This window comes from Pseudoneobacillus rhizolycopersici (assembly GCF_054786815.1).
Map to the genome: position 1 here is coordinate 38,792 of NZ_JBTOOE010000023.1, position 26,887 is coordinate 65,678.

The following is a 26,887-nucleotide window of genomic DNA, read 5'->3' on the forward strand; positions in this document are numbered from 1 at the left end:
GTATGAATAAAACAGCTTACTTTTATGATGATAAGCAGTTTGCTATTTTTAAAGGTAGCTTTTTAAACAATAAAAAAACCTTCCCCTGTAATCGTGAGGAAAGGTTGTTGCTCTCGTCAGAAGCGCCTTTCACTCTTATCGTTCAAGGTCGTTACCTTGCGCTGGTTTAGCACCTTTTCCAAAAAAAAAGACCTTTAAAGATCCTTCGATTCATGGTTAGGTTGCTGGGTTTCATTGGGCCAGTCCCTCCACCAGCTCGGGATAAGAGAGTATCCGTTCAAGGAAATATCTTAACCTAGACTATTGATAAATGTCAATATGTTTTCCTTATTAATGAAAAAAATATATAATATTGCAAGAAAAAATAAATTTTCCTGTTCCAGCTGAATAGTATAGACTAATTACGTTAATGTGTTATACTATTCAACGAGGTATAACCACTTTTTACAAATTTTATTCATTTTAACTATCGTAAAGGAAGGTATATGAGTAATGAATTCTGTTAGCATCCCAAACGAGTTACATGTGTTATTACAAGGCAACAATGTGCATACGCAACTTTCCGTTCCTCAATTAGTTGAAAAAGTTCTAACTCGCCAAGAAGGTGTTTTAACATCTACCGGTGCTGTTCGTGCTACAACTGGTAAATATACTGGACGTTCTCCTAAAGATAAATACATCGTTCAAGAAGCTTCTGTAATAAATAAGATTGATTGGGGTTCTGTTAACCAACCCATTTCAGAAGAAGCATTCTCCAATCTATATTCTAAAATGCTTGAATATTTGAAAATTCAAGAAGAAGTTTTTGTTTTCAAGGGATTCGCCGGCGCTGATAAAAGATATCGCTTTCCAATTCAAGTCATTAATGAATATGCTTGGCATAATCTTTTTGCCCATCAATTATTCATCCGTCCAACAGACGAAGAATTATTAGAACACCAATCACAATTTTCTGTCATTGCAGCTCCTAACTTTAAAGCAGACCCTGCTGTGGATGGGACCATGTCAGAAACTTTTATCATTATATCATTTGAAAAGCGTGTTGTCTTAATCGGTGGAACTGAATATGCTGGTGAAATGAAAAAGTCCATCTTCTCGATTATGAACTACCTGTTGCCTGAGCAAGATATTTTTCCAATGCATTGCTCGGCAAATGTTGGCCGTGAAGGCGATGTTGCCTTGTTTTTCGGTTTATCAGGTACGGGGAAAACAACACTTTCAGCAGATGCTAATCGCCGCTTAATTGGTGACGACGAGCACGGTTGGTCAGCAAATGGTGTCTTCAATGTTGAAGGTGGCTGCTATGCAAAATGTATCGGCCTATCGCGGGAAAAAGAGCCACAAATTTTCGACGCAATCCGTTTTGGAACTGTTCTTGAGAATGTTGTGTTAAACACGGAAACTCGTGTTGCAGATTATGATGATAATTCTCTAACTGAAAATACACGTGCGGCTTACCCATTACAAGCGATTGATAATATCGTAGATCCTAGTGTAGCTGGCCATCCTAATACGATTGTCTTCCTAACTGCTGACGCATTTGGGGTATTACCTCCAATCTCTAAGTTAACAAAGGAACAAGCGATGTATCACTTCTTAAGTGGTTACACTTCTAAGTTAGCTGGAACTGAGCGTGGAGTTACTTCGCCGGAAGCTACATTCTCTACTTGTTTCGGTTCACCATTTTTACCACTTCCTGCAACCGTTTATGCAGAAATGTTAGGTCAAAAAATCTCTGAGCACAATTCACAAGTATTCCTAGTGAATACCGGTTGGACCGGTGGTGAGTATGGCGTTGGTAGCCGGATGAAGTTAGCTTATACCCGTGCAATGGTGCAAGCTGCTCTTGAAGGTGAGCTTAATAATGTAGAAACCGTGAAAGATGCGATTTTTGGATTAGATATTCCTTTACATGTTGCAGGTGTTCCTGATGAGGTATTACAGCCAAGCAAAACCTGGGCAGATCAAGAAACCTATGAAGCAAAAGCGAAGGAATTAGCAACAAAGTTCCGTGAAAACTTTAAAAAATTTGCAAACGTCCCAGCTGATATTGAAGAAAAGGGCGGACCAATTGCATAACATGAAAAAAACCGGGCAAATATGGCCCGGTTTTCTGTTTCTAATTTGTCGAGTTTAACGAAACGAGTTGGTAGGTAATTCTCGTTTGTTTGTTTTCCCATTCGACTTTTTTAATCACACATGTTCCGCTCGAGTCACTATCTAAAGTTTTTCGAACTTCTAGTGGAATATCGATTGGATATAGACGATAGTCCTCTTTTACTAATTGGAATAAATTCTCTTCCAGCCTTACCTCTCGTCCTTTCGTGACAACAAGAGTATTAAGTTCTAGTGGCATTCCCATCTCCACAATCGCTCCTTTGCTAATATACGTATCCCTATCATAACTTAATCTGCTTGTTTTTTCATCCAACTAGCTAAATCGGAAACGACCTTTCGATTGGTTGCTGGTGGAAAATAATGCGTATATTCGCTAAAATACCACGCCTCCACCTGCTTTCCACAATGTCTCAACCCCTTCTCTAAAGCATATGCATGCTCCACGGAAACATTCGTATCCTTTACCCCATGAATAATCAGAACGGGTAGCTCTAATTTTTCTAGCTGAAATAAGGGGGTTCGCCATTCATAACGCTCTGGGTACTTTGAAGGCGTTCCGCCAATAACCCGCTTCATCATTTTTCGCATATCCAATCTTTCTTCATAGGTCAGAAACATATCCGTTACTCCAGCCCATGTCACCATCGACGCAGCGGACGGAAATTCGATAGCTGTTAAAAGCGCCATCACTCCACCACGGGAGAAACCAAATATATGAACCCGCCGGACTCTCCTGTGTTCTCTTAGTAATCGAAATGCTGCAAACGCATCTTCACGGTCATGTCCTCCAAAATCTTCGTTCCCTTCCCCACCTTGGTTTCCGCGGTAAAAAGGAGCAAAGACAATAAACCCCTCGGAAGCAAATTGGGCAATTCTAGCCGGTCGTACCATCCCAACATTTTTTATTCCACCACGAAGATAGAGAAACCCATCAATTGGGGCATCTCCGCCCTTTGGTTCTGCTAACAATCCCTTTACCTTAAGCCCGTCCGAGACATATGTAATGACAAAAAGTTCCACCTGCGGATTTGGGGAGGGAAATCTTTGAACTGAGACAATATTTGGACCTAGAAGCATACCACCCATCCTTTCATTTTTTGTTCCTAGGCATTCACACATTTTTCTCTCCTTCATACGATAACATAGATTCAAAAATCGCCCAATTATTAGAAAAGCGGAAGTGCCCGTTTAGCGGCGTATGGACTGGAGCATTCATTCCTGAGATAAAGGAAACACGAATCGCGTTATTTGCGATTCGATGTTGACTTATCGTAGGGAATGAAAGTGGAAGTCCACTAGACGCTGGGCACTGGAGCTGGACATTTTTCTTTGTTAATTATTAATATTTCAAAACTATTAAAAAGGAGGCACAATGAATGAAGAAGTGGGTCAAAATCAGTTTTTCTGTTTTAGTTATGATGATTTTTATGTTTTCTCTGGTAGCCTGCGGCAAGGACGAAGTACAAAAGGTGAAGGTTGCCGAAGTAACGCATTCTATTTTCTATGCTCCCCAATATGTTGCCCTCGAAAAAGGATTTTTTGAAGAAGAAGGTTTGGATGTGGAAATTACCACTGTCCCGGGCGGAGATAAAACAATGACAGCATTACTTTCAGGAGGAGCGGATATCGCCTTAGTTGGCTCAGAAACCTCCATTTATGTATCTGCTCAGGAAGCGAATGATCCGGTGATTAACTTTGCAGCACTCACTCAAACAGATGGTACTTTCTTAGTTTCCCGCACAAAAATTGACAATTTCAAATGGGAGCAATTAAAGGGTAGTACCTTCCTTGGTCAACGCAAAGGCGGAATGCCGCAAATGGTCGGCGAATTTGTCTTGAAAAAGCACGGCATTGATCCTCATTCCGATTTAGAATTGATTCAAAATGTTGACTTTGCGAACATTGCCCCAGCATTTACTTCAGGCACAGGTGACTTTGTTCAACTATTCGAACCAACCGCTAGTATGATGGAGCAAGAAGGGAAAGGGTATATCGTCGCTTCCTTCGGAGAAGAATCAGGTCAAGTACCTTACACTTCCTTTATGACAAAAGAGAGCTTTTTAAAAGAGAAAAAAGACACAATCGAAAAGTTTACTCGAGCCATTTATAAGGCACAGCAATGGGTAGAATCCCACTCTGCAGAGGACATTGCTGAAGCCATCAAGCCACAGTTCCCTGATACAGATGTGAAATTAATCGCAACCGTAGTAGACCGATATAAAAGCCAAGGTTCCTATGCAACGGATCCGATTTTAACAGAAGGGGCATGGGATAACCTGCAAAACATTATGGATGAAGCCGGCGAGCTTCCTGCAAGGGTTGACTACAGTAAATTAGTCCATACAAAAATTGCCGACGATGTTATGAAATAAGTAATAAAATGGGAGGCCGGGATAATGAGCTTTTTGACGATTGAAAACGTGAATCATACGTATTTTACCCAAACATCGGCTACAACGGCTCTCTCCGATGTTTCGATTGAAATCAAGGAAGGGGAGTTTATTTCCTTCCTGGGCCCCAGCGGCTGCGGCAAAACGACTCTGTTGTCCATTATTGCCGGATTAATTAAACCAACAGAAGGCAAAGTGCTATTAGAAAGAAATCCAATCAATCCTTCTGCTAATGAAATTGGCTATATGCTGCAACAGGATTATTTGTTCCCGTGGAAATCGATTGAAGAAAATATTTTGTTAGGCTTGAAAATATCTAATCGCTTAACGGAGGAATCGCGAAAATCTGCTCTCGACTTGTTGAAAAAAATGGAACTCGGACCTGTTGAAAAGCAAGCACCGAAGCAATTATCAGGGGGAATGCGGCAGCGAGTGGCCTTAGTTCGAACTTTGGCGACGGAGCCGAAAATTTTAATGTTAGATGAACCCTTTTCAGCATTGGATTATCAAACGAAGCTGAAGCTTGAGGATCTTGTATCGCAGACATTAAAGGCTTTTGGTAAAACGGCGATTCTCGTCACTCATGATATTGGTGAGGCGATTGCAATGAGTGACCGGATTTATTTATTTGGAGCAAAGCCTGGTCGTGTCCATAAAATTTTCCACATTCCTGAAGAATTAAGAAATTTATCACCATTTAATGCACGTAGTCATGAACAATATTCCCCTATTTTCCAGATGATATGGAAGGAGTTGGAATCTCTTGAATCATAAATCTAAAACCGAACTCCTCCACCAAAAATATACCGATTCCTTAAAACTCGAAAAGAAATGGGTCCGCTTTTACCAACTGCTAATTTTTATCCTGTTCTTTTCCTTATGGGAAATTGCCAGTGTACGAAATTGGGTTGACCCATTAATTTTCAGTTCACCATCGAAAATATGGGGGCTATTTATAGATAAAATTCAAGACGGAACTCTGTTGTCCAATCTTGGTGTTACCTTAACAGAAACAGTATTTGGCTTTATTTTAGGTACGTTTTTAGGAACTTTATTAGCTGCGATTTTGTGGTGGTCGCCATTTCTATCAAAGGTACTAGACCCTTATTTAGTCGTATTGAATTCGATGCCAAAGGTGGCTTTAGGTCCCATTTTGATTGTAGCCCTCGGCCCTGGTTTTTCCTCGATTATTGCGATGGGGGCCATTATTTCAATCATTATTACAACCATTGTCGTCTATACCTCTTTTAAGGAAGTGGATCCGAATTATTTAAAGGTCCTGCAGACGTTTGGGGCATCACGGATGCAATGCTTTAAGGAGGCCATTTTACCAGCATCTTTCCCTACAATTATCTCAACCTTGAAAGTGAATGTCGGTTTATCTTGGGTTGGTGTCATTGTCGGTGAATTCCTAGTTGCTTCAAAAGGCTTAGGCTATATGATTATTTACGGATTCCAAGTGTTTAATTTTACGCTTGTGCTATTGGCATTGCTTGTTATTGCCGTGTTTGCAACGATTATGTACCAGGTTGTTGATTTTATTGAAAGAAAGCTAATTAAAGATTAAAAGGATGCGCCTTAAGAAAGTTGCATCCTTTATTTTTTATCCGTTTCAGCAAGGGCAATTCTGACGATCTCATCCTTCATAATAAAGCTATATTGCTCATTAAATCTTTCTTTTAATAAAAGCTCTTTATCAACTAGGACCGGCCCATTGGTTTCATGGTAATCTTGTTTCCACTCCAATTTGTCGATAGTGGCATAGAAGATTTTTTTGATAAAAAAACTGTTAGGCTCATTTACTTTGTAGGTGCCAAGAGGAGCTAAGTCTCTTATATATGCACCGGTTTCTTCTAGCACCTCTCGTCTGGCTGCTTCCTCAAGTGATTCATTTAGTTCTACTTTTCCACCGGGAAATTCCCAACCTCTCTTTTTATGGTTCGTTAGTAACCATTGTGAACCATATTGGCAAATTACCAGAACATGATTCGGTTGTACCGAAAATCCATGCGGTTCAGCAAGAAACTGTACTTTATTTCCATTGGAATCAAGAAATTCTTTCATCATTAACTCCTTGTTTTTCTTTATATTATAACAAGAAAAAATCCTATGAGGTGACTCATAGGATTCCCATACTTTCAATATGCTTTTTGGCTTCATCATCACCAAGATTGTATAGCATCGAATAAACCTCTTTCAAAATCCGATCATATGCATCATTTTGCCGATCATAATGATATTCCACATAAGGAACATGGGCACGCAAAAAGGCTTGCACATCGGTGGAGTAATTTTGGTCAAAATACTCGCGCAGTCTAATGATTTCGTCATCAGTTGCTTCAATTTTGTATTCCCAAGAAGAACTTGTAGCACTTTGTGAGATTTCCGCTGTGCCAACTGAAACATAATATGTTTTTTTTTGCGCCATACGTATCATCTTCCTTTTCATCACTTAGTCACAATTCGACAGAAAAAGTCGAGATTTTTCTAACAAAAAAATAACTTTTACACTATTATTCGTTTCCCACATTGGTATATAATTTATGCAAGTTTTAAAAATTACAAAAGGATTATATACAATCCCGTCAGGAATATTTTTTATTTATTTGGGTATTCAATATATAAGGGGATTTTCATTTTAGGAGGGGTGAAATATGAAATTGGTTGACGAACTTTTTGAACTCTATCGTGACAAACTTTCAGGTGATGAAGAAGACATAGATATGTTGGCTTTCGCCTTTTTAGAAGAAATGGAGTACGAGGATTTATTGCACATCATTCAAGAAATGGACAAACAGGAATTATATAATCTAATGGGAGTTTATTTAATTGAAAGCTTGAAGGGGAAATTTGCACAACAGGAATATGGTCAAAGACGTGCTCCCATTTATCCACATAGAAATATTCACTAATACATACCAAGCTGCCTACAAAAAAAGTAGGCTTTTTTAATTGACCTTAAAGATAAATGGGGTTATGGTAAACTTGTGAAATGAGGAGGAAACTAGATGCTAACTACGATAATGATTGTTTCTATTATAATTGTGTTTGTTGTCTTATTACTCGCTGTAGTAACTACTTCAAAGGCCTACCAATATAAGCATACGGTTGATTCGGTATCAAAGGATCAGGCAAGTGAACAAAACAGGGACTCAGATAAAACCGAGTCCTAAAAAACTAGGACTCAGTACAAGACTGAGTCCTTTGTTATTTTTATGCAAATACTTGGAGTAACTCTTCTTTACTTTGCTCTAGCCAATAACGCATGAGTCGTTTTGCCCCTTCTAGATCATGGAGCTTCGCTTGACCGCATTGAGTTTCATTCGCTGCTGGAATTTCGACAGTCTCAATTCCCTCTGTCATCGTATCGTTAAGCAAGTCAATAACTTCTTCAACGGTTGGTGTACCACTTACAACTAAGTAATAGCCAGTTTGGCAGCCCATTGGGGAAATATCAATAATGTCAAAATGATTGTATTTTTCTGAGTGCTTGCGAATATTAATTGCTAATAAATGCTCTAATGTATGAATCGCATCAGGTTTCATTGCTTGTTTGTTTGGTTGACAAAAACGTATATCATATTTATTAACAATACCATCACTACCCACTTTATGGACACCACAATGTCTTACATACGGAGCTTTAACAGCATTATGATCTAATTCAAAGCTTTCTACTGAAGGCATTTTCTTCACTCCTTTTAACAATAACCTACCAGTTTATTATACATGATATTCCGAGTAAATTCATCAACTTTATAAGATTTTTTCGAAAATGCATTTTTGGTTTAATTGTGATATGGTGAAGGTACTTTTAGGACGAAGCTGGTGCAAGATCATGTTAAAAAATCTTTTTATTAGTATCATTCGTTTTTATCAAATCGTCATCTCACCACTTAAACCACCGACTTGTCGGTTTTACCCTACCTGCTCCCATTATGGACTCGAGGCTATTAAGCGCTATGGGCCACTAAAAGGCGGTTGGCTAACCGTTAAACGTATCGGAAAATGTCACCCTTTGCATCCGGGTGGTGTTGACCTTGTCCCAGATGAATGGCCTGGATTAGTGAAAAATAAAAAACGTCTTGAGAAATAATTTCTTATTCTCAAGACGCTTTTTTTATTTGTTCTGATATCCATTAATAACTAAATCTAACTTTCCTGTATGCGGGTCTATGACCAGACCATGTACCGGAATATCCTTTGGCATTAACGGGTGTTGATTTATCACTTCCACACTGTGGGAGACACTTTCAGTGACGGAATCAAATCCATGTAGCCACTCAGAGACATTTACTCCAGAGTAAGAAAGCGTTTGTAGTGTTTCCTCTGTGATTCCATTTGCCTTCATTTTTTCAAGCATTGGGGCAGCTTTCATGCCACTCATCCCACAATCATAATGGCCAATCACGAGCACCTCCTGGGCTTTTAATTCATAAACGGCCACGAGAATACTGCGCATAATACTTCCAAATGGATGCGCAATGAGGGCGCCAGCATTTTTAACAATTTTAACATCACCGTTGGACACGTTGATTGCCTTCGGTAATAATTCCAATAGTCTTGTGTCCATACACGTTAAAATAACCATCTTCTTATTAGGAAATTTGGTTGTTTCGTACTCCTTATATCTTTCTTCTAGAACGAATTTTTCATTAAATTCTAACATTTCACCAAGTATTGTATGCTTTTCCATTAATGTTCCCCTTTACGAATTATTCCTTTTTTGCTAAAAAAATTTATTCTTGCCATTTCCTAAAATTTTATGTATGATACAAAAGGAAATCGGAATCATTCCGTATTAATATTTTATTAAATATTTGATGAAAGCACAAATATTTATTTTTTTGAGTTCTAAATCGTAATAAGTACGATTTAGATAATTGGAGGTTATTTTGTAATGAAAAAACTAAAGACTTTCTTGGTCTTAATGGTCATATTGAACGTCCTATTAGTAGGATGTTCGAATAATAATAATCAACCAAAAGATAATGATAAACTCATTATTTATACGACAGTATATCCACTGCAATATTTTACGGAAAAATTGGCTGGCGATTTTGTCTCGGTTCACTCGATATATCCCCCTGGAGCTGATGAGCATACATTTGAACCATCACAAAGGGATATGATGAACGTTGCCGATGCCCAAGTCTTTTTCTATATCGGATTGGGACTTGAAGGGTTTGTTGAAAAGGCGAAAAAGACATTAAAAAATGAGGGCGTTGAATTTTTTGCGCTCGGAGAACAAGTTCATGTTGAAGAGGCCGAGGTCCATGATGATGATGAACACGAAGACGATGGCCATCATCATGGGGATATTGACCCTCATATATGGTTGGACCCTGTTTACGCAAAGGAGCTTGCACTGGGAATAAAAGAACAACTAGAGAATAGGTTACCAGAAAACAAGGAACAAATTGAAGCAAATTATAAGAGTCTTGAGAAAGATTTAGATGAGTTACACTTAGCTTTTGAGGATGTAATGAATAATAGAGTTCATAAAGAAATGATCGTTTCCCATGCAGCCTTTGGGTACTGGGAGAAACGTTATGGAGTAAAACAAATTAGTATTTCAGGAATTTCATCTACTTCTGAGCCAACACAAAAACAATTGAGAAAAATAGTTGATATTGCGAGAAAAAAGAACATTCAGTACATTTTATTTGAGCAAAATGTCAGCTCAAAACTTGGTGATATCATTAAGGATGAAATCGGAGCAAAACCACTACCTTTGCACAACCTATCCACGCTAACAGAAGAAAATATCAAAAACAAAGAAACCTACATCACCTTAATGTACCAAAACCTCAACTCTATAAAAACTGCACTAAGCAAGTAAAAACCACTTTAACGCTTTAAAGCGTTAAAGTGGTTTGTTTTGTTATTTTGTTTGTTCGTTCCACCATTTTTTTAGTTTATGCCGCATTAGTTTTTTGGCAGCATTTCTTGGTAGCTCTTCGACAAATACGAACCTTTTCGGGATTTTAAATTTGGCTAATCTTTCTTGGCAATAGGACTGTAGTTCTTGCTCGATAATCTGAGCATTTGCTTTTTTTACAACTAACGCTAACGGAACTTGGCCCCAAGAATCGTCTGCAACCCCAATAACTCCTGCATCCTCCACTAGCTTATGAGACTGGAGAACCCCTTCAATTTCAGCAGGATAAATATTTTCCCCCCCTGAAATAATCAAATCAGACCTGCGATCCAGTACATACAAAAATCCTTCTTGATCCACATAGCCGATATCACCAGTGGAGAACCAGTCATTTTGTATTTTTAGACTAGTTTCATCTGGTCGATTTAAATAGCCAATGGTTACATTAGGGGCCTTAACTAATATCTCACCTGATTCTGTCGCATTAACCTCCGCACCCTCTTCATTGACAATTTTAAGCTGAACAGGAAATAATGGTTTTCCCGCAGACCCCAGCTTTCTAAGACTGTCTTCCGGCGATAAAGTGACTACTTGTGAGGATGTTTCAGTCATTCCGTATGTCTGGTAAACTGGTATATTTCTTTTCACACATTCCTCTAGCAATGGTTTTGGAACCGGTCCTCCCCCTACCAACATACATCGAAATTCCTTCGGTATAGTCGTAGTACTAAGCTGCTCTAGTATTCTCTTCACCATTGTCGTTACGACTGAAATAATGGTTACACGATTTTCAACTATTTCACGAATAACACAAACTTCATTAAATCCATCATGGAGAATGACAGTCATTCCATAAATGATGCCCCTCATTAGGATCGAATATCCGCTGATATGAAATAAGGGAACAGTACATAGCCACCGATCATCTTCATGAAGTCCTAAATTTAGCGCCGATCCTGTCGCACTCCACCAATGGTTTCCATATGTTTGAAGAACCCCTTTCGGTCTGCCTGTTGTTCCAGAAGTGTACATAATACTGCAAATGTCTCGTAAATCAATCTCCTCTTGGATGAAAAACGCTGTGCCTTCAATTTTCTGTAATTCTTCTTTGTCAATCAACTTGCCCTTCAATTGCGTGTAAATAGTAGCGAATTTTTTCTCGGTAATCAAAAGCTCTACCTGTGAGTCTGTTAACTGCCACTCGATTTCATTTACAGTAAGTCGATTATTAATAAAAACAGCTCGACAGCCAAGGAGCTGTAGCCCAAACAGAATGTAAACCGTATCAATATGATTTCCTAACATCACCGCAATATTTTGTCCCGCTTTAACACCATGGGATGTTAATTTTTCTGCAATGGCAAAAGCTTGATCATAAAGCTCTTGGAAAGTTATCTCTTGATTATCAAAAATAATGGCAACTCGATTTGGCGAGAGATGGGCACGTTTCTTTACTAAATTTGGAATGATTTGACCAACCATGTTTTGTATCTCCTTTAAATATGAAATAGAAAATACAGCCTGATGGATGTCCATCAGGCTGCAATAAATTTTTCATATCGAATCAAGGGAAACGTGGGAATTGCCCAAAATCAGGCTTGCGTTTTTCCTTGAAGGCATCGCGGCCTTCTTTGGCTTCATCGGAAGTATAATATAATAGTGTTGCATCACCAGCTAATTGCTGTAATCCAGCTAAACCATCTGTATCCGCATTCATCGCTGCTTTTAAGAAACGAAGGGCTGTAGGGCTCTTTTCTAAAATCTCCTCACACCACTTAATGGTTTCTTCTTCAACTTGATCTAAAGGAACAACCGTATTAACTAATCCCATATCTAACGCTTGTTGTGCATCGTATTGACGGCATAGATACCAGATTTCACGCGCCTTTTTGTGACCGATGATTCTTGCTAAATATCCAGAACCATAACCCGCATCAAAACTTCCTACCTTCGGACCAGTTTGGCCGAACACAGCATTGTCTGCTGCAATTGTTAGGTCACATACAACATGAAGGACGTGACCGCCACCGATTGCATAACCTTTTACCATGGCGATTACTGGTTTTGGAATTACACGGATAAGGCGTTGAAGGTCAAGTACATTTAAACGAGGAATTTTGTCCTCTCCTACATATCCACCGTGTCCTCTTACAGATTGGTCTCCACCCGAACAGAACGCCTTGTCGCCAGCTCCCGTTAAAATGATGACGCCAACATTTTCATCGTCTCTTGCATAAGCAAATGCATCAATTAATTCCATCACAGTTTTTGGAGTAAAAGCATTATGTACCTGTGGTCGATTAATCGTAATTTTTGCGATACCATTATACGTTTCGTAAATGATTTCTTCATATTGATGTCCGGCAATCCATTCTACTACTGCCATAACGGATTCCTCCTTTAATTATGTATTGGACAAAAAGTCCCTTACTATTGTACCAAATTTTTCAGGTTGTTCCACATGAATTGTGTGTCCTGCGCCATGTACTTTATAAATTTGCCCATTTTTAATATCTTTTTGCATTTCTTCGGCAATTAAACAAAATTTTATATCCTGTTCTCCAACAATCATAAGGGTATTTGCCGTAAGATTTTGAAGATGATTCCAAAAAGATGGTTGAGCCCCCGTTCCCATTCCTAATAAGCTTTTTGCCAAGCCCAGTGAATCATTTCTTAATCGTTGGTTCCTGACTGATAATCTAATTTCCTCCGGAAGGGATTTTTGAGAATCAAACAGGGGGATATTCTCCCATCGTGAGACAAATGGTTCGATCCCATTTTTGATGATAGATTCAGCTAAGTTGGAATCGGATTTCCTTCTTTCTTCTCTTTCTATTTCAGTTTTTAAACCAGGAGAAGAGCTTTCTAATACTAATTTTCGGACCCGATTTGGATAACTAAGGGCAAACCCCAATGCCAATCTTCCACCCATGGAGTAGCCCAAGACATCAACCTTTTCAAAACCTAACTTGTCCAATAATATGGTTAAATCTTTTGCTACAGATGGTAGTGAAAAGTTTGCCTCTTCGTAGTTATGTACTTCCGTTAAACCATGCCCAACAATATCAGGCATGATCATTTTCGAATTTTTTCCAAGGGATGTACAAAAAGGTAGCCAATTGGACCCTCTTCCTGTAAAACCATGCAACATAAGTAACGGGAATCCCTCGCCACAAACCTCAACATGATATGAAATTTCCTCAACTTCTATCTTCATCACAAGAACCTTCAATGAACTTATCTATTTCCTGGGAAACAGATTTCCACAAATTTCGATGTTCCACAACATTTTTTTCACGATTAGTCGGAATTTCAATGACCTTTAAGCCTTTCGTCTTTCGACTTTGATTCATCACTAAGTAAAAATCATCCCAATTTTCCGCTTTTGTGTAGGATCCGTTATACATATGGACTACATGTTGAAAATTTAAATCTAGAGGTGTTCCAAACAATAACTCAAAATGTTTCGGATGGTTAGCTTGTGGTAAAAAAGAAAAAATTCCGCCACCATTGTTGTTCACAACAATAATAGTAATGTCAATATCTAACAATTTCGAAGAAAGAAGTCCATTTAGGTCATGGTAAAAAGTTAAGTCGCCAACAACTAAATATAGTGGTTGCGAGTGTTTAGCTGCTCCCATGGCCGTTGATGTAATGCCATCAATTCCATTGGCTCCTCTGTTTGCCATTACTCGAATCGATTTTTGATTCGAAAAGAAAAAAGAATCCAAATCACGTATCGGCATGCTGTTTCCAACAAATAATGTTGCATGATCCGGTAGGATATCTGCTAATAAAGCAAAGAGTTTGCCTTCATCCATCTCAACTATATCTCTTGCCGATTGCATTTGTTCTTTTGCCAGTCTATTAATGGTTAGCCATGATGATAATTGTTTGTTTTCGAGCACCTTTTGGACTAATTTTTCCATTGTTCTGCTAAAAACAAGTTCGTCACAATAAACCATTTCGGTTGCGAGTGCAGATGGATCACGCCATCCGCTTCCTCCATCCACGACAATATGCTCTGCATGATGATTTTCTTTTAGAAAAATGGATAAAGACTTGGAAACAGGCATCGCGCCAAAGCGTAAAATCAAGTCTGGTTTTAAAAATGCCCTGGCCGCTTCATGACGCAGAAAATTATCATAACAATCAATGATAAGCGAGGTATCATGATTGCCACTTCGAAGCTGGGAAAGTGGATCAGCTAAAATGGGATAGCCCAATTTTTCGGCTAATTCTGTAATCGATTTAGAAAATCCTTCTTCAGCCATCTGACCACAAATAATGATTCCATTCCGTGCTTGTCTGAAAAGTTCTTCTAATCTTTCGAAATGTTCAGTTGCTAATGACCAGGAACCGATGTCAGATTGCACATATCGGTTCTCCCTCTCGCCACTTTCAAATAAATTTTCACTATCCAACTGAGGGATTAAAGGTTCACGAAATGGGAAATTGAGATGAACCGGACCAGTAGGATTACAGCGAGCAGTGCTTACTGCACGAGCGCAGGTCATTCTAGCAAAGCGAATAACTGATTTCTCTTTTTCCGGAATCGGCATTTCAAAAAATGCTTTCACATGTTTTCCATATAAATGAATTTGGTCAATTGCTTGAGGGGCCCCGACCTCTCTTAGTTCATGGGGACGGTCTGCCGTTAAAACGATTAACGGAATCCGCGAATAGCTCGCTTCAATAATTGCTGGGTAATAATTCGCAGCCGCAGTCCCTGATGTACATAAAAGGGCAACTGGCTTCCTTATTGCTTTCGCCATTCCTAGTGCAAAAAACCCAGCAGAACGTTCATCAATTTGAATATGAACGGTTAACAGGGGATGTTCTGCCATCATCATCGCCATGGGCGTAGACCTTGAACCGGGACTGACAACCACATTTGTTACCCCCGATTGAACAAGCTCATTGACAAATGCTGCTGTAAAGGCCGTTAAGGCATCCATATCATTCATGTATCTTTTCCTCCAAGTGCATATAACATCGGGCGGAATTTAATTCTTGTTTCAATAAATTCGCTTTCCGCATCTGAATTCTCGACAATTCCGCAACCTGCAAAAAGGGATGCCTCTTTTCCTTGAATGAGCCCCGAACGAATAGCAACGGCAAATTCACCATCCCCATTTGCATCCAACCAACCTATTGGCGCTGCATAAAAACCACGGTCTAGCTCTTCCACTTGGCGAATTTTTTCCACGGCTAACTCCTTAGGCATTCCGCCAAGTGCAGGTGTGGGATGTAAGTCATTAACAAGTTGCAGAAGAGATGTTGTTTTTTTAGCCACTCCTGATACAGGAGTATAGAGATGCTGAATATCCCGCATTTTCATTAGTCCAGGTTGATTAGGAATATCGATTTCCAGACAATGCTCTTTTAGAGCATCTTTAATCATGTCGACTACATACTGGTGCTCAATGCGATTTTTTTGATCAGCGAGTAGTTCTTCCCCAAGGTTTTCGTCCTCTTTTTCAGATTTTCCTCGAGCAATCGAGCCTGCCAAACAAGTAGAGAGGATATCGTTCCCAGTCTTTTTCACTAATCGTTCAGGTGAAGCACCGATAAAGCAATCCCCGTTTACCTCAAAAGCAAACACAAAGCTTTCTGCTTGTGCATTTATCAAATGGTTTAGAACGGGTTCAATGAGAACTCTTTCGGTGAAAGTAAGCCTTAGCTCTCGGGCTAATACTACTTTCTTTAAGGAACCCGTCTTAAGGTCTGAAACTGCTCGTTCCACTGAGTTTTTCCAGTCAACTGCACCTCGTTCATCTATTCTGATAGGTGCTTGATTATTTGTGGGAATCATTTGTTGCTGCAAATTTAATAATCTTGTTCTTTCTTGGATTGTTTTCTCTGCCAAAGTTTCATTATCATGTTTGTTACAAATGATATTTGTAGTGATAAAGGTTTCCCCATTAATAACAGTGAGCATATATTTAGGTACATAAAATAATGATTCGTTGAATTTTGACCATAGGTCAGTTTTTGGTTTCAGCGGATCAAAGGAAAAACCACCAAATAAAGTAGGTCCTATACCTGGGACCGCTATATTCCCTTCGATAAGGGCATCCTCTAATATCTTTTTCCATTCCGCCTCAACATGAAAAAAGCGGTCAGTTGACTGATCCGACTGAATTTGCGTAATTTTTCCAATTCCAACAACAATCGTTTGATCAGTAGGATCTTTCCAGAAAAAACGTTCTCCCTGAAAAAGCTCACTACCGCTATAAAAAAAGGAAAGTGGATTAATTTTGTCTATTTTGTGGATTTCACTAATTAAGACCGGTTTGTTTAAGAATTTTGATTTTGTAATAGCCAAACGAACCGTGTCTTTCATATCCGTTTCTTGGATGGTAACCACATTAATCCCTCCGAAATCAAAGTGCGTAAGCGCCTTGATTAGCACCCACAAGCATAAAGACAACCCCTGGAAGAAGGCATTTTTGACCTTCATTCAGCGATTGGCTTATGACCTAGAGGGGCTATGCGCCTTAGCTGGATTACACTCATTTTACTACATTCATACCTGTTTAGTTTACTTTAAGATACTACTCATACCTTTAGAATGTCAACCAAACATATCTCTTCATACCATGTATTTTCCTTAATATATGGAAATGATGATTGGTTTAGCTTTCCATTATTACGTATAATAAATCATTGACACTGTGATGATCTTTTTCTAAACTAAACATTGTATGTCCAATTTCAAATTATTTACCTTATAAATAGAAAAAATAAGTAAGGGAGAGAAGATTATGCAACCACAATTAAAGACGAACAACGCTAGTTCAGTTGTCCAAGCCAATCGTGGATTCCGCAAATGGTGGCAGCTAACTCGCCCCCATACTTTAACAGCCGCATTTGTTCCGGTTCTTTTAGGAACTGCCTTAGCAATTCAAGATCATACGATCCATTTTGGCTTATTTGCGGCAATGCTGATAGCCAGCCTGCTAATCCAAGCCGCAACGAATATGTTTAATGAGTATTTTGATTTTAAACGTGGGCTAGATAACGAAAATTCGGTTGGAATCGGGGGAGCGATTGTACGCGATGGAATATCCCCAAAAACCGTTATCAACTTAGCGTTTAGCTTTTATGGAATAGCTCTTTTATTAGGTATCTATATTTGTGCTAATTCCAGCTGGTGGCTTGCTGCTGTTGGTTTAGTTTGTATGGCTACAGGGTATTTCTATACAGGTGGACCACGGCCAATTGCCTATACTCCTTTTGGGGAATTAGTTTCGGGGGTATTTATGGGAGGAATTATTATTTTGATTTCCTTCTTTATCCAAACCGGAACAATCGATAGTACAAGTATTTTAGTATCCATTCCGATTACGATTTTAGTTGGCGCCATTATGATGTCCAATAATATTCGTGATTTAGATGGCGATAAGGAAAATGGTCGGAAAACGCTTGCGATTCTTTTAGGTCAGAAGAAAGCCATTACGTTTTTGGCAGCAATGTTTATCGTTTCTTACATTTGGGTGTTTTTATTGATTGCACTAAAAATCACTTCACCATGGTTAGCGATTGTTCTATTAAGTGCACCTAAACCAATCAGAGCAACAAAAGGCTTTATTGGAAAAAAACTACCTATCGAAATGATGCCAGCGATGAAAGCAACAGCCCAAACCAACACCATCTTTGGATTCCTACTATCTATCGGTCTATTCTTGGGCTACTATTTATAATCATACATTAAAGCGGTGAAGGGAATCCTTCACCGCTTTAATGTATTAACGCAAGTGGGGACTGTCCCCATATGCTTTAACGCGTTAATGTGTTTGAGTGGATTTTCCATATTTCGGTGGCGTATTCTTGGATGGTGCGGTCGCTGGCGAAGTGGCCGGATTGGGCGATGTTGATTAAGCTTTTGCGGCGCCAATTGTGGTGATTGGTGAATTCCGCACCAATTTTATTTTGAATATCAACATAAGATCCAAAATCACGTAAGACAAAATACTGATCATTTTGGGCGATTAAGGAATCAAAAATGACTTCGAATTCATCCCGTTCTTCTTTAAAGAATCCATTTACTAGCTGATCCAATACCTGTCTAAGACGAACATCATGTTGATAATATTCAAGCGAGCGGTAGCTACCTTGATGTTGCAACCTTAGCACTTCATCAGCACTTAGTCCAAAGGTAAAGATATTTTCACTGCCTACCCGTTCAAAAATCTCAACATTTGCCCCATCCATTGTTCCAACCGTTAAGGCACCATTCATCATAAACTTCATATTCCCAGTTCCAGATGCCTCTTTACTTGCCGTTGAAATTTGTTCACTAACATCAGCAGCAGGGAAGATTTCTTCCGCCAAAGAGACTCGATAATTTTCAAGAAATATCACTTTCAATGTTTGTGAAACAAAAGGGTCGCTATTAATCTTCTTGGCAACGGAATTGATTAGCTTGATAACCTTCTTTGCAAAATAATAACCTGGTGATGCTTTTGCACCGAAAATAAACGTACGTGGTGTTAACACCAACCCTGGCTCCTCTTTTAAACGATTATAAAGATGCATAATGTGCAATACATTTAGTAATTGCCGTTTATAGGCATGCAGACGTTTAATTTGTACATCGAATATCGAAGCAGGATCAACCTTAATCCCAGTCTGTACGAGAATGGTATTCGCCAGCTCCGTTTTATTCATATCCTTAACAGTTGCCAATTCATCCAACGCACTCAAATCATCCGTATAATTCTTTAACCGTTCCAATAGTTCTGGCCGGGTCACCCACTCATTTCCTATCAACCCCGTAATCAGTCCTGCTAACCTTGGATTCGCTTTTAAAAGCCAACGTCGATGGGTAATCCCATTCGTTTTATTATTAAATTTTTCCGGGAACACTTCAAAAAATGCCTTCATCTCACGCTTTCTTAAAATTTCTGTATGAAGCTTAGCAACACCATTTACACTAAATGCCCCTACAATTGCTAGATGGGCCATTTTAACCTCATCATTAGCAATGACAGCCATATGCTCAATTCTTTTCCAATCCCCGGGAAACAACCGCCACAGGTCCTCACAAAACCGTTTGTTGATTTCTTCGATAATCATATAAATTCTTGGCAATAACGGTTTAAAAATCCGCACCGGCCAGCGCTCTAATGCCTCTGACAGTGTCGTATGATTTGTATAAGAAACCGTCTTCCTCGTAATTTCCCATGATTCGTCCCAACCAAATCCTTCTTCATCAATCAAGAACCGCATTAGTTCTGGGATTGCCAATACCGGGTGTGTATCGTTGATATGAATGCTCACCTTCTCATGTAGGTAACGTAGGCTAGAATTCTGTTTACGATAGGATCGAATAATGGAATTAATACTTGCAGCAACTAAGAAATACTGTTGTTTTAAACGTAAAATCTTCCCTTCATCATGGGTATCGTCAGGATACAAAAACTCAGAAACCGACTCGGTCTCTCGTTTGTATTGTAAAATATTTTGACGGGACGGATAATTGGCGGGCTCGGCATTCCATAATCGTAATGTATTTACTGTATTATTCTTATAGCCAACCACCGGCATATCATAAGGGACGGCCATAATTTTTTCGGCGTTAACATGACGAAATATTAAGCGTCCATCACTAACAGCGGTTTCCACCTGTCCCCAAAAGGGAATTTCAACTGCGTGGTCTAGGCGGCGAACCTCCCATACATGACCGTTGCGCAACCAATGCTCCGGCAGCTCCACCTGATAACCATCGACGATTTTTTGCTCAAATAAGCCATGTTTATACCGAATTCCACAGCCATGCCCCGGCAACCCAAGTGAGGCTAATGAATCAAGAAAACAAGCGGCTAGTCTCCCTAAGCCGCCGTTTCCTAACGCCGCATCCGCTTCCATCTCTTCGATTTTTCGTAACGAAAGCCCTAATTCTGCAAAGCTATCGTCAACCAGCTGCTCAACCCCTAGATTCAGCAAATTATGGCGCAGCAAACGTCCTAATAGAAATTCAATTGATAAATAGTAAACCTGCTTCGCCCCTGTCGAACGATAATGCCCATTCGTCTGAATCCAATTCCCACTCACATATTCTCGTACCAAATTCCCTAACGCTTGGTAATGATCCCGGTCAGAGCTTTCAGCAAAGCTTTTTCCTGACATTCGCTCCACGCGGTTTACAAACTCCCGCTTAAATTGCTCATTGCTAGAAAACATGACTCTCACTCCTTGTAATGAGCTCCGCATAAAGCTGATTATATTTAAATGCTGACTGTGCCCAGCTATAATCTTTTGTCATCGCGGAAACAACTATTTGTTCCCAAACCTCATTCTGATGATAAAAGCTTAACGCTCTTCTTACCGTATAAAGCATGTCATGAGCGTTAAAGTTTTGGAACGAGAATCCGTTCCCCTCACCAGTTTGCTCATTAAAGGCTTGAACCGTATCATTTAAGCCCCCTGTCTCTCTAACAATCGGAATCGCCCCATATTTCATTGCAATCAATTGTCCCAACCCACATGGTTCAAACAAAGAAGGCATTAAAAATAGGTCCGCCCCGGCGTACAGCCGATGTGCCAAACCCTCATCGAAGCCAATATGTACCTTCAATTGTTCAGGATATTGAGCGCTTTTGCGCTGAAAAAATTGCTCAAACTCCCAATCCCCCGTTCCTAAGACAACCATTTGGATCTTTTCCCCTAGGATTTCATCTAATACACACTGGACTAATTCCAGCCCCTTTTGTGCGGTTAGTCTAGTAATCATAACCATTAGAGGTGTTTCAGAATTCGCAGTTAACCCAAAATGCTGCCTAATCTCTGCTTTACATTTTTGTTTATTTTCCATGTTCAGAATTCCAAAAGGATACGTTAGCGTCGCATCTCGAGCTGGATTATATAGCTCCTCATCAATCCCATTTAAAATTCCAACCAAATCCTCATCACGCATTTTTAACAGTCCGTCTAGCTTCTCCCCAAAATAAGCTGTTTGAATCTCCCTACGGTAAGTTGGGCTAACGGTAGTAATTTTATCAGCAGCCATTAAACCTCCTTTCATAAAATTAATGTTCCCATAAAACTCCAATTGGTCGGGATGGAAGTAGCGCTCCTCCAAACCTAATAAGTCGGTCATCACTTCTTTCGGAAAAATCCCTTGAAACTGTAAATTATGGATCGTAAAGACCGTACGAATAAACCCATACCGTTCCTTATGATAATATTGGACCCTTAATAAAAACGGGATCATGGCAGTATGCCAATCATGGCAATGTATCACATCTGGAAAATATTCCAACTGGTTTAGGCTCTCTAACACCGCTCTGTTAAAAAAAGAAAAGCGCTCACCATCATCAAAATACCCGTACAAACCATCCCGCTTAAAATAATATTCATTATCGACAAAATAAAAGGTTATTCCGTCAAGTACAAGCTCTTCAATGCCGCAATATTGATTGCGCCAGCCAATCGGTACAGTAAACTCCTTAATCTTTTTCATTTTCTTTTGATAAATGGCAGAAATTTTTCCGTACTTCGGTAGCATAACACGAACATCGGTTCCAAGGCTCAATAACTCTTTCGGTAGTGAACCGGCAACATCAGCCAGCCCACCCGATTTGATAAATGGTACACATTCCGAAACGGCAAATAATACTTTCACGATTTAATCAACGCCCCTTGCACAGTCCCCTTACGAATTACATAGGGTTTCAAGTTTGACCCAACTAATACAGTATTGTCTTCTATTTTTACGTCCTTATCTAAAATGACAGAGTCTACTATACAATTTTCGCCAATTTTTGTTTTTTGTAAAACAATACAGTTCCTCACAACCGACCCTTTACCGATTTTCACACCACGAGCAATAATGCTATTTTCGACAGTCCCCTCAATTTGACAGCCATTGGCAATCATGGCATTTTGAACGGAGGAGCCCTTTAAATATCTCGTTGGTGGTTCGTCCTTTACCTTTGTATAAACTGGCCCTTTTCTCAAAAATACTTGTTTCCAAATAGCAGGATCTAGCATCGCCAGATTAGTAGAATAGTATTTTTCAATCGAATTAATCATGACAGCATATCCACTGTACTCATAACGACAAATCTTCCAGTTATGATTAATATCTAATACAACATCCTTCATCGTTCGATAACCGGATTGCCCTCGCTCATTAATTAACTCCACTAATAAAGAGGTTTTTATAATAAACATCCCAATCGATTGACCATTCTTGGTAATCTCTGTAATATCACATTCTGACTCAATGTGCCTGTTCAGTACCTCTTTGAAATCTATATTAAACACAGTATAACCGTTCGTTATCAAGGAATACTTTTGCAGACTACGATGAAAGTAATCCATATTTGCGGCAAAATGTTCGAAACAGCCAAACCCTTCCGAATTTCCATCGATATGGGGAGATGGGAAGAAGAATAGGCCATCCCGTTTCCGGTTCAAATCCCAGTTCTTTCCTGAGCCTAGGTGATCCATGAGCGACCGATATTGAAACTTTGGAAAAATCGCGACACTGCGAATTCCTGAATTCACCATACTGGATAGGACAAAATCAATTAATCGATACCGTCCCGCAAATGGAACTGCTGCTAAGGAGCGTCCGATTGTTAAATCCTCTAGGCCCTCATGAAAGGTTGTCGCGTCAATAACTCCAAGCAATTGTTTATTCATTCGTTTCGCCATCCTTACCCATAAGCTGTTCAACTAACTCCTCTGTTACTAATAAAATATCGTTGCTAATTGGGTCACCACAAATAATCATCCCCGCAGGAATTGTTAGATTTGGTGGTACTATCGCCTTCTCAATGTAAGCATTTTTACCAATAACCGCGTCATGCATAATCACCGATTCGCGAATGATCGCTCCCTTTTCCACATGTACGCCTTGAAATAACACGGATCTTTCTATTTCCCCTTCTATCATGCAGCCTTCATTGATTAATGAATCGATGACCTCTGCCCCAGGTGCTATATATTGTGGTGGCTGATTGGGATTGACCGAATAAATTCGCCAGGTATTATCGAATAAATTGAGTTCACAATCCTCATTTAAGAGATCCATATTCGCTTCCCAAAGGCTTCTTACCGTCCCAACATCTTTCCAGTAGCCTTTAAATGGATACGCATAAAGTTTCTTTTGTTCTTTTAATAAAAGTGGAATCACATCTTTGCCAAAATCATGACTTGAATACGGATTGCAATCATCCTTTTCGAGGTATTCCTTTAAAACCTTCCAGCTAAATATATAAATCCCCATTGAAGCCAGGTTGTTTTTCGGTACATCCGGCTTTTCTTCAAATTCTGTTACACGCAGGTCATTATCCGTATTCATGATCCCGAAACGACTAGCCTCTCCCCAAGGAACCTCGATGACCGAAATCGAGACATCCGCCCCTTTTTCAACATGATAATCAAGCATAAATTCATAATTCATTTTATAAATATGATCACCTGATAAAATCAACACATGCTCAGGATCAAACTGTTGTAAATAGTTCATATTTTGATAAATCGCACTTGCCGTACCTGAGTACCATTTCACATCCGATGATTCACTATATGGCGGCAAAACCGTCACCCCGCCATCCATCCGATCCAAATCCCATGCACTGCCAATACCGATATAAGAGTTTAATAATAAAGGTTGATATTGGGTCAGAACCCCTACGGTATCAATCCCTGAGTTGGTACAGTTACTTAATGTAAAATCGATGATACGGTACTTTCCTCCAAACGGAACGGCCGGTTTCGCTACCGTTTTCGTTAATGAGTTAAGCCTACTGCCCTTTCCTCCTGCTAGTAACATCGCTACGCACTTTTTCTTTCCCACTGCCCTTTCGCTCCTTTCTTGTTTTGACTGGTCGTAATATCGATATGCCAAAAGGCGAAATATTCATCTCAACATAATATGGCTTTCCATGGAATACACCGGTTTCCACATTTATAATCCTTTTATTCGTAAAATCGGTACCACCGAACTGACTATTATCACTATTAAATATTTCCCGATATTTACAAAAAGTAGGAACTCCAACTTTATAGTTAGAGTAGCTTCGCCCGGTAAAATTACAAACGACTAGTAAAAAATCATCCTCTTTACTACCCTTTCGGATAAATGAAAATATCGATTGTTCACTATTATTCACGTCCACCCATTCAAAGCCAATCTGTAGATAATCCTGCTCATACAATGGCTTTGATCGTTTATATAAATTTATTAATTCCTTCACGTAAACATTCATTTTTTGATGCATGCCAAAATTTAACAATAACCAATCAAGCTGTTCCTTATCCTTCCACTCCGCAAACTGACCAAACTCAAAGCCCATAAATAAGAGCTTTTTACCCGGATGGGCCATCATATAGCCCAACAGCAGTCTTAATTGGGCAAACTTTTCCCAATAGTCGCCTGGCATCTTATCCAAAAGAGACTTTTTCCCATGAACGACTTCATCATGTGAAAAGGGTAATATAAAGTTTTCCGAATAAGCGTAAAGTAGTGAGAATGTGACCTTTTGATGAGCCTGATGACGAAGTGTCGGAGGTGTCTCCATATACTCGAGCATGTCATTCATCCAGCCCATATTCCACTTGTAATGGAATCCTAGCCCGTCATATTGAACTGGAGTAGTTACTTCTGGCCAGTCTGTAGAGTCTTCAGCAAACATTAATATTGTAGAGTCATATTCCTTCATAACCTGGTTTAGCTTTTTCAAAAATGATAGGCCATATGAGTTTGGACTTTTTTGCATATTTGGCCAGTAAATGATATTAGAAACAGCATCGAGGCGAAAACCATCTATATGAAACTGTTCTATCCAATAAAGCGCATTGGAAATTAAAAAGCTCTGTACCTCAGGTTTACCTAAATCAAAATTGGCCGTACCCCAAACCTCATTTTCTCGGTGGTGTTTATTTTGGTAACAGTAAAGATGAGTTCCATCAAATTGATATAAGCCATGTGCATCCTTACAAAAGTGACCTGGTACCCAGTCTAAAATAACGCCAATTCCATTTTGGTGACATTGGTCAATGAAATACTTAAATTCTTCCGGTTTACCATAGCGGCTCGTAGGAGAATAATAACCCGTTCCTTGGTACCCCCAAGAATCGTCGAGCGGGTGCTCAACAAGAGGTAATAATTCAACATGGGTAAAACCATGGTCTAATACATACGGAATAAGCTCTTCCGCCATTTCCCGATAGTTCAAAAAGCGTCCATCTACATGTTTTTTCCACGAACCTAGGTGACATTCATAAATAATGACAGGCTCTTTAAGGCTCAACTTCTTTTCCTTTTTTAAACGCCATTTAGCATCCATCCATTTGTAGTTATCTGTACGATAGACAACCGAGGCAGTTCTTGGTCTTACTTCAGAATAAAAGGCGTATGGATCAGATTTTAACAATCGATTGTTCTGTTCAGTTATTAATTCATATTTATATAAGCAGCCTTCTAGATTTTCGGGAATTACTAACATCCAAATTCCCTCTTTATTTACTCTATGAAAGCAATGATCTGTTCCATTCCAATTATTGAAATCACCGACAAGTCTGACAATTTTGGCATTAGGAGCCCAGACACAAAACCTTGTTTTGATTTGTCCTCCCTCTGTTAAAATATGTGCCCCAAATAGTTGATAGCTCTGATATAAAGTTCCCTCATGAAACAAATGCATTTGAAAATCAGTTGGATACAAAGTACTCATAGCCATTCTTTGTCCTATTCCTTTCCCTTAAAAACATATTGTTAGTAGGTCAAACAGAGGCTTTCGCCGATTATGTAATGAAAATTTAAGCATCTTTCATGTATTATTCATGTTTTTGTGAAGAATTCCTAGCAATACTTTCAGACAATTACTGAGTAAATAGTGGATAAATCGGGTGGGTTTGAGGATTTATTGTCCATTTCGACATATTCAACTAAGAAAATAGACAAAATAAAACAATAAAAGTAATGAAAGGTGGGTTACATGATGGCTAATAAAGAAGAAGAGTTTTTATTAAAGCAAGCAGGTGGGGAAACCAAGGTTCCCTTATTTGAGGCACCAGATGGTAAAATTCTAGCTACCGGAGATATGTTTCGCGGTCCTTCAACTGGAGTTTCTTCCGAGTTTGATTTGAATAATCCTGGGAATAAGTTAGCACCACGAGTAGAGAAGTATGATTGAATTTGGGTGAGGGTGAGATTTAGGGGTTAGCTTTTCTAATCTAATTTTGCGCTAGGTATTGTTCCTGACGACCACTTTTACTGTTTGGGATAAAAATCGGGCGCCAAGAACGGCTCCTGACGACCACTTTTACTGCTTGGGATAAAAATCAGGCGCCAAGAACGGCTCCTGACGACCACTTTTACTACTTGATATAAAAAACGGGCTACAGGAACGACTCTATGTGAATTTGCTGTAATAAGCAAAATAAAAAGAGCTGCGACTTGATGTCAACAGCTCTTTTTATATAATGACCCATACGGGATTCGAACCCGTGTTACCGCCGTGAAAGGGCGGTGTCTTAA

General features: G+C 39.3%; 26 protein-coding genes and 1 riboswitch. Of the genes, 10 read left to right on the forward strand and 16 right to left on the reverse strand.

Features of this window, described 5'->3' with window-relative positions:
- Positions 1 to 132: 132 nt before the first annotated feature.
- A riboswitch (SAM riboswitch) is annotated at positions 133 to 268 on the reverse strand.
- Between the two features lie 224 nt (positions 269 to 492).
- Complete coding sequence (gene pckA / locus ACX9YW_RS18675; protein ID WP_460349300.1) at positions 493 to 2,079, forward strand: phosphoenolpyruvate carboxykinase (ATP); 1,587 nt, start codon at positions 493 to 495, stop codon at positions 2,077 to 2,079.
- Between the two features lie 40 nt (positions 2,080 to 2,119).
- On the opposite strand, the gene ACX9YW_RS18680 is transcribed toward pckA, so the two are convergent.
- Together ACX9YW_RS18680 and ACX9YW_RS18685 are read right to left on the reverse strand one after the other, a co-directional pair.
- Positions 2,120 to 2,362: a DUF2584 domain-containing protein gene (locus ACX9YW_RS18680; protein ID WP_460349355.1), complete on the reverse strand. Its 243-nt coding sequence runs from the start codon at positions 2,360 to 2,362 to the stop codon at positions 2,120 to 2,122.
- 44 nt (positions 2,363 to 2,406) lie between these two features.
- The gene (locus tag ACX9YW_RS18685) at positions 2,407 to 3,237 is read right to left on the reverse strand and encodes an alpha/beta hydrolase family protein (protein ID WP_460349303.1); all 831 of its coding nucleotides are present in this window, start codon (positions 3,235 to 3,237) and stop codon (positions 2,407 to 2,409) included.
- Positions 3,238 to 3,494: 257 nt separating this feature from the next.
- Between ACX9YW_RS18685 and ACX9YW_RS18690 the strand changes: the two genes are divergently transcribed.
- Genes ACX9YW_RS18690 through ACX9YW_RS18700 form a run of 3 tightly spaced genes read left to right on the forward strand, consistent with a single transcriptional unit; the run spans position 3,495 to position 6,075 of the window.
- Positions 3,495 to 4,490: an ABC transporter substrate-binding protein gene (locus ACX9YW_RS18690; RefSeq protein WP_460349305.1), complete on the forward strand. Its 996-nt coding sequence runs from the start codon at positions 3,495 to 3,497 to the stop codon at positions 4,488 to 4,490.
- A gap of 24 nt (positions 4,491 to 4,514) precedes the next feature.
- On the forward strand, positions 4,515 to 5,282 hold the full coding sequence (locus ACX9YW_RS18695) for an ABC transporter ATP-binding protein (RefSeq protein WP_460349308.1): 768 nt from the start codon (positions 4,515 to 4,517) through the stop codon (positions 5,280 to 5,282).
- Positions 5,272 to 6,075 carry an ABC transporter permease gene (locus ACX9YW_RS18700; RefSeq protein ID WP_460349310.1) on the forward strand — a complete coding sequence of 268 codons (804 nt, stop codon included), beginning with the start codon at positions 5,272 to 5,274 and terminating at the stop codon, positions 6,073 to 6,075. Before ACX9YW_RS18695 ends, ACX9YW_RS18700 begins: the two co-directional genes overlap by 11 nt.
- Before the next feature lie 29 nt (positions 6,076 to 6,104).
- Here the strand turns inward: ACX9YW_RS18700 and ytkD are convergent, their stop codons facing one another.
- Positions 6,105 to 6,575 (reverse strand): RNA deprotection pyrophosphohydrolase, encoded by a 471-nt coding sequence (gene ytkD, locus ACX9YW_RS18705; RefSeq protein WP_460349312.1) that lies wholly within the window; start codon positions 6,573 to 6,575, stop codon positions 6,105 to 6,107.
- Between the two features lie 52 nt (positions 6,576 to 6,627).
- Positions 6,628 to 6,936, reverse strand: a complete 309-nt coding sequence (locus ACX9YW_RS18710) for a hydrolase (RefSeq protein ID WP_460349314.1) — start codon at positions 6,934 to 6,936, stop codon at positions 6,628 to 6,630.
- A 226-nt stretch (positions 6,937 to 7,162) separates the two neighbouring features.
- Here ACX9YW_RS18710 and ACX9YW_RS18715 point away from each other — a divergent pair, with 226 nt between their 5' ends.
- Positions 7,163 to 7,420, forward strand: coding sequence for a DUF6154 family protein (locus ACX9YW_RS18715; RefSeq protein WP_460349316.1), 258 nt, complete (start codon positions 7,163 to 7,165; stop codon positions 7,418 to 7,420).
- A gap of 96 nt (positions 7,421 to 7,516) precedes the next feature.
- The gene (gene ytzI / locus ACX9YW_RS18720; protein ID WP_460349318.1) at positions 7,517 to 7,681 is read left to right on the forward strand and encodes a YtzI protein; all 165 of its coding nucleotides are present in this window, start codon (positions 7,517 to 7,519) and stop codon (positions 7,679 to 7,681) included.
- Between the two features lie 40 nt (positions 7,682 to 7,721).
- Here the strand turns inward: ytzI and ACX9YW_RS18725 are convergent, their stop codons facing one another.
- The gene (locus ACX9YW_RS18725) at positions 7,722 to 8,195 is read right to left on the reverse strand and encodes an S-ribosylhomocysteine lyase (protein ID WP_460349320.1); all 474 of its coding nucleotides are present in this window, start codon (positions 8,193 to 8,195) and stop codon (positions 7,722 to 7,724) included.
- Between the two features lie 151 nt (positions 8,196 to 8,346).
- Here ACX9YW_RS18725 and yidD point away from each other — a divergent pair, with 151 nt between their 5' ends.
- Positions 8,347 to 8,604 (forward strand): membrane protein insertion efficiency factor YidD, encoded by a 258-nt coding sequence (gene yidD / locus ACX9YW_RS18730; RefSeq protein WP_460349322.1) that lies wholly within the window; start codon positions 8,347 to 8,349, stop codon positions 8,602 to 8,604.
- A gap of 24 nt (positions 8,605 to 8,628) precedes the next feature.
- Here yidD and ACX9YW_RS18735 read toward each other — a convergent pair whose 3' ends face one another.
- Positions 8,629 to 9,204, reverse strand: a complete 576-nt coding sequence (locus ACX9YW_RS18735) for a beta-class carbonic anhydrase (RefSeq protein WP_460349323.1) — start codon at positions 9,202 to 9,204, stop codon at positions 8,629 to 8,631.
- A gap of 204 nt (positions 9,205 to 9,408) precedes the next feature.
- On the opposite strand from ACX9YW_RS18735, the gene ACX9YW_RS18740 reads away from it, so the two are divergent.
- Complete coding sequence (locus ACX9YW_RS18740; protein WP_460349325.1) at positions 9,409 to 10,350, forward strand: metal ABC transporter solute-binding protein, Zn/Mn family; 942 nt, start codon at positions 9,409 to 9,411, stop codon at positions 10,348 to 10,350.
- A 42-nt stretch (positions 10,351 to 10,392) separates the two neighbouring features.
- Here ACX9YW_RS18740 and ACX9YW_RS18745 read toward each other — a convergent pair whose 3' ends face one another.
- The 5 genes from ACX9YW_RS18745 to ACX9YW_RS18765 form a co-directional block, all read right to left on the reverse strand.
- Positions 10,393 to 11,871: an o-succinylbenzoate--CoA ligase gene (locus tag ACX9YW_RS18745; RefSeq protein ID WP_460349327.1), complete on the reverse strand. Its 1,479-nt coding sequence runs from the start codon at positions 11,869 to 11,871 to the stop codon at positions 10,393 to 10,395.
- Positions 11,872 to 11,953: 82 nt separating this feature from the next.
- Entirely contained in the window at positions 11,954 to 12,775 is an 822-nt protein-coding gene (gene menB, locus ACX9YW_RS18750) for a 1,4-dihydroxy-2-naphthoyl-CoA synthase (protein ID WP_460349329.1), read from the reverse strand.
- An 18-nt stretch (positions 12,776 to 12,793) separates the two neighbouring features.
- The gene (gene menH / locus ACX9YW_RS18755; protein ID WP_460349331.1) at positions 12,794 to 13,606 is read right to left on the reverse strand and encodes a 2-succinyl-6-hydroxy-2,4-cyclohexadiene-1-carboxylate synthase; all 813 of its coding nucleotides are present in this window, start codon (positions 13,604 to 13,606) and stop codon (positions 12,794 to 12,796) included.
- Positions 13,590 to 15,356, reverse strand: coding sequence for a 2-succinyl-5-enolpyruvyl-6-hydroxy-3-cyclohexene-1-carboxylic-acid synthase (gene menD, locus ACX9YW_RS18760; RefSeq protein ID WP_460349333.1), 1,767 nt, complete (start codon positions 15,354 to 15,356; stop codon positions 13,590 to 13,592). The genes menH and menD overlap by 17 nt, the downstream gene beginning before the upstream one ends.
- The gene (locus ACX9YW_RS18765) at positions 15,353 to 16,759 is read right to left on the reverse strand and encodes an isochorismate synthase (RefSeq protein ID WP_460349335.1); all 1,407 of its coding nucleotides are present in this window, start codon (positions 16,757 to 16,759) and stop codon (positions 15,353 to 15,355) included. The genes menD and ACX9YW_RS18765 overlap by 4 nt, the downstream gene beginning before the upstream one ends.
- Before the next feature lie 397 nt (positions 16,760 to 17,156).
- On the opposite strand from ACX9YW_RS18765, the gene ACX9YW_RS18770 reads away from it, so the two are divergent.
- Positions 17,157 to 18,095 carry a 1,4-dihydroxy-2-naphthoate polyprenyltransferase gene (locus ACX9YW_RS18770; RefSeq protein ID WP_460349337.1) on the forward strand — a complete coding sequence of 313 codons (939 nt, stop codon included), beginning with the start codon at positions 17,157 to 17,159 and terminating at the stop codon, positions 18,093 to 18,095.
- 76 nt (positions 18,096 to 18,171) lie between these two features.
- Here ACX9YW_RS18770 and ACX9YW_RS18775 read toward each other — a convergent pair whose 3' ends face one another.
- The 5 genes from ACX9YW_RS18775 to glgB are packed head-to-tail and all read right to left on the reverse strand — an operon-like array spanning position 18,172 to position 26,087.
- Positions 18,172 to 20,577 (reverse strand): glycogen/starch/alpha-glucan phosphorylase, encoded by a 2,406-nt coding sequence (locus ACX9YW_RS18775; RefSeq protein ID WP_460349339.1) that lies wholly within the window; start codon positions 20,575 to 20,577, stop codon positions 18,172 to 18,174.
- Positions 20,567 to 22,018 carry a glycogen synthase GlgA gene (glgA, locus tag ACX9YW_RS18780; protein ID WP_460349341.1) on the reverse strand — a complete coding sequence of 484 codons (1,452 nt, stop codon included), beginning with the start codon at positions 22,016 to 22,018 and terminating at the stop codon, positions 20,567 to 20,569. Before glgA ends, ACX9YW_RS18775 begins: the two co-directional genes overlap by 11 nt.
- A complete protein-coding gene (locus ACX9YW_RS18785; RefSeq protein WP_460349343.1) occupies positions 22,015 to 23,043 on the reverse strand; it encodes a GlgC family sugar phosphate nucleotidyltransferase in 1,029 nt (342 codons plus the stop codon). The genes glgA and ACX9YW_RS18785 overlap by 4 nt, the downstream gene beginning before the upstream one ends.
- Positions 23,036 to 24,202: a glucose-1-phosphate adenylyltransferase gene (locus ACX9YW_RS18790; RefSeq protein ID WP_460349345.1), complete on the reverse strand. Its 1,167-nt coding sequence runs from the start codon at positions 24,200 to 24,202 to the stop codon at positions 23,036 to 23,038. Before ACX9YW_RS18790 ends, ACX9YW_RS18785 begins: the two co-directional genes overlap by 8 nt.
- Positions 24,150 to 26,087 carry a 1,4-alpha-glucan branching enzyme gene (glgB, locus tag ACX9YW_RS18795; RefSeq protein WP_460349347.1) on the reverse strand — a complete coding sequence of 646 codons (1,938 nt, stop codon included), beginning with the start codon at positions 26,085 to 26,087 and terminating at the stop codon, positions 24,150 to 24,152. The genes ACX9YW_RS18790 and glgB overlap by 53 nt, the downstream gene beginning before the upstream one ends.
- A 258-nt stretch (positions 26,088 to 26,345) precedes the next feature.
- On the opposite strand from glgB, the gene ACX9YW_RS18800 reads away from it, so the two are divergent.
- Entirely contained in the window at positions 26,346 to 26,543 is a 198-nt protein-coding gene (locus ACX9YW_RS18800) for a hypothetical protein (protein WP_460349349.1), read from the forward strand.
- Positions 26,544 to 26,887: the final 344 nt, after the last annotated feature.

Bases quoted from the DNA above. Each gene is read 5' to 3' on its own strand.
- pckA (WP_460349300.1), top strand. From the start codon at position 493: ATGAATTCTGTTAGCATCCCAAACGAGTTACATGTGTTATTACAAGGC.
- ACX9YW_RS18680 (WP_460349355.1), bottom strand. From the start codon at position 2,362: ATGGGAATGCCACTAGAACTTAATACTCTTGTTGTCACGAAAGGACGA.
- ACX9YW_RS18685 (WP_460349303.1), bottom strand. From the start codon at position 3,237: ATGTGTGAATGCCTAGGAACAAAAAATGAAAGGATGGGTGGTATGCTT.
- ACX9YW_RS18690 (WP_460349305.1), top strand. From the start codon at position 3,495: ATGAAGAAGTGGGTCAAAATCAGTTTTTCTGTTTTAGTTATGATGATT.
- ACX9YW_RS18695 (WP_460349308.1), top strand. From the start codon at position 4,515: ATGAGCTTTTTGACGATTGAAAACGTGAATCATACGTATTTTACCCAA.
- ytkD (WP_460349312.1), bottom strand. From the start codon at position 6,575: ATGATGAAAGAATTTCTTGATTCCAATGGAAATAAAGTACAGTTTCTT.
- ACX9YW_RS18710 (WP_460349314.1), bottom strand. From the start codon at position 6,936: ATGGCGCAAAAAAAAACATATTATGTTTCAGTTGGCACAGCGGAAATC.
- ACX9YW_RS18715 (WP_460349316.1), top strand. From the start codon at position 7,163: ATGAAATTGGTTGACGAACTTTTTGAACTCTATCGTGACAAACTTTCA.
- ytzI (WP_460349318.1), top strand. From the start codon at position 7,517: ATGCTAACTACGATAATGATTGTTTCTATTATAATTGTGTTTGTTGTC.
- ACX9YW_RS18725 (WP_460349320.1), bottom strand. From the start codon at position 8,195: ATGCCTTCAGTAGAAAGCTTTGAATTAGATCATAATGCTGTTAAAGCT.
- yidD (WP_460349322.1), top strand. From the start codon at position 8,347: ATGTTAAAAAATCTTTTTATTAGTATCATTCGTTTTTATCAAATCGTC.
- ACX9YW_RS18735 (WP_460349323.1), bottom strand. From the start codon at position 9,204: ATGGAAAAGCATACAATACTTGGTGAAATGTTAGAATTTAATGAAAAA.
- ACX9YW_RS18740 (WP_460349325.1), top strand. From the start codon at position 9,409: ATGAAAAAACTAAAGACTTTCTTGGTCTTAATGGTCATATTGAACGTC.
- ACX9YW_RS18745 (WP_460349327.1), bottom strand. From the start codon at position 11,871: ATGGTTGGTCAAATCATTCCAAATTTAGTAAAGAAACGTGCCCATCTC.
- menB (WP_460349329.1), bottom strand. From the start codon at position 12,775: ATGGCAGTAGTAGAATGGATTGCCGGACATCAATATGAAGAAATCATT.
- menH (WP_460349331.1), bottom strand. From the start codon at position 13,606: ATGAAGATAGAAGTTGAGGAAATTTCATATCATGTTGAGGTTTGTGGC.
- menD (WP_460349333.1), bottom strand. From the start codon at position 15,356: ATGAATGATATGGATGCCTTAACGGCCTTTACAGCAGCATTTGTCAAT.
- ACX9YW_RS18770 (WP_460349337.1), top strand. From the start codon at position 17,157: ATGCAACCACAATTAAAGACGAACAACGCTAGTTCAGTTGTCCAAGCC.
- ACX9YW_RS18775 (WP_460349339.1), bottom strand. From the start codon at position 20,577: ATGTTTTCTAGCAATGAGCAATTTAAGCGGGAGTTTGTAAACCGCGTG.
- ACX9YW_RS18785 (WP_460349343.1), bottom strand. From the start codon at position 23,043: ATGAATAAACAATTGCTTGGAGTTATTGACGCGACAACCTTTCATGAG.
- glgB (WP_460349347.1), bottom strand. From the start codon at position 26,087: ATGGCTATGAGTACTTTGTATCCAACTGATTTTCAAATGCATTTGTTT.
- ACX9YW_RS18800 (WP_460349349.1), top strand. From the start codon at position 26,346: ATGATGGCTAATAAAGAAGAAGAGTTTTTATTAAAGCAAGCAGGTGGG.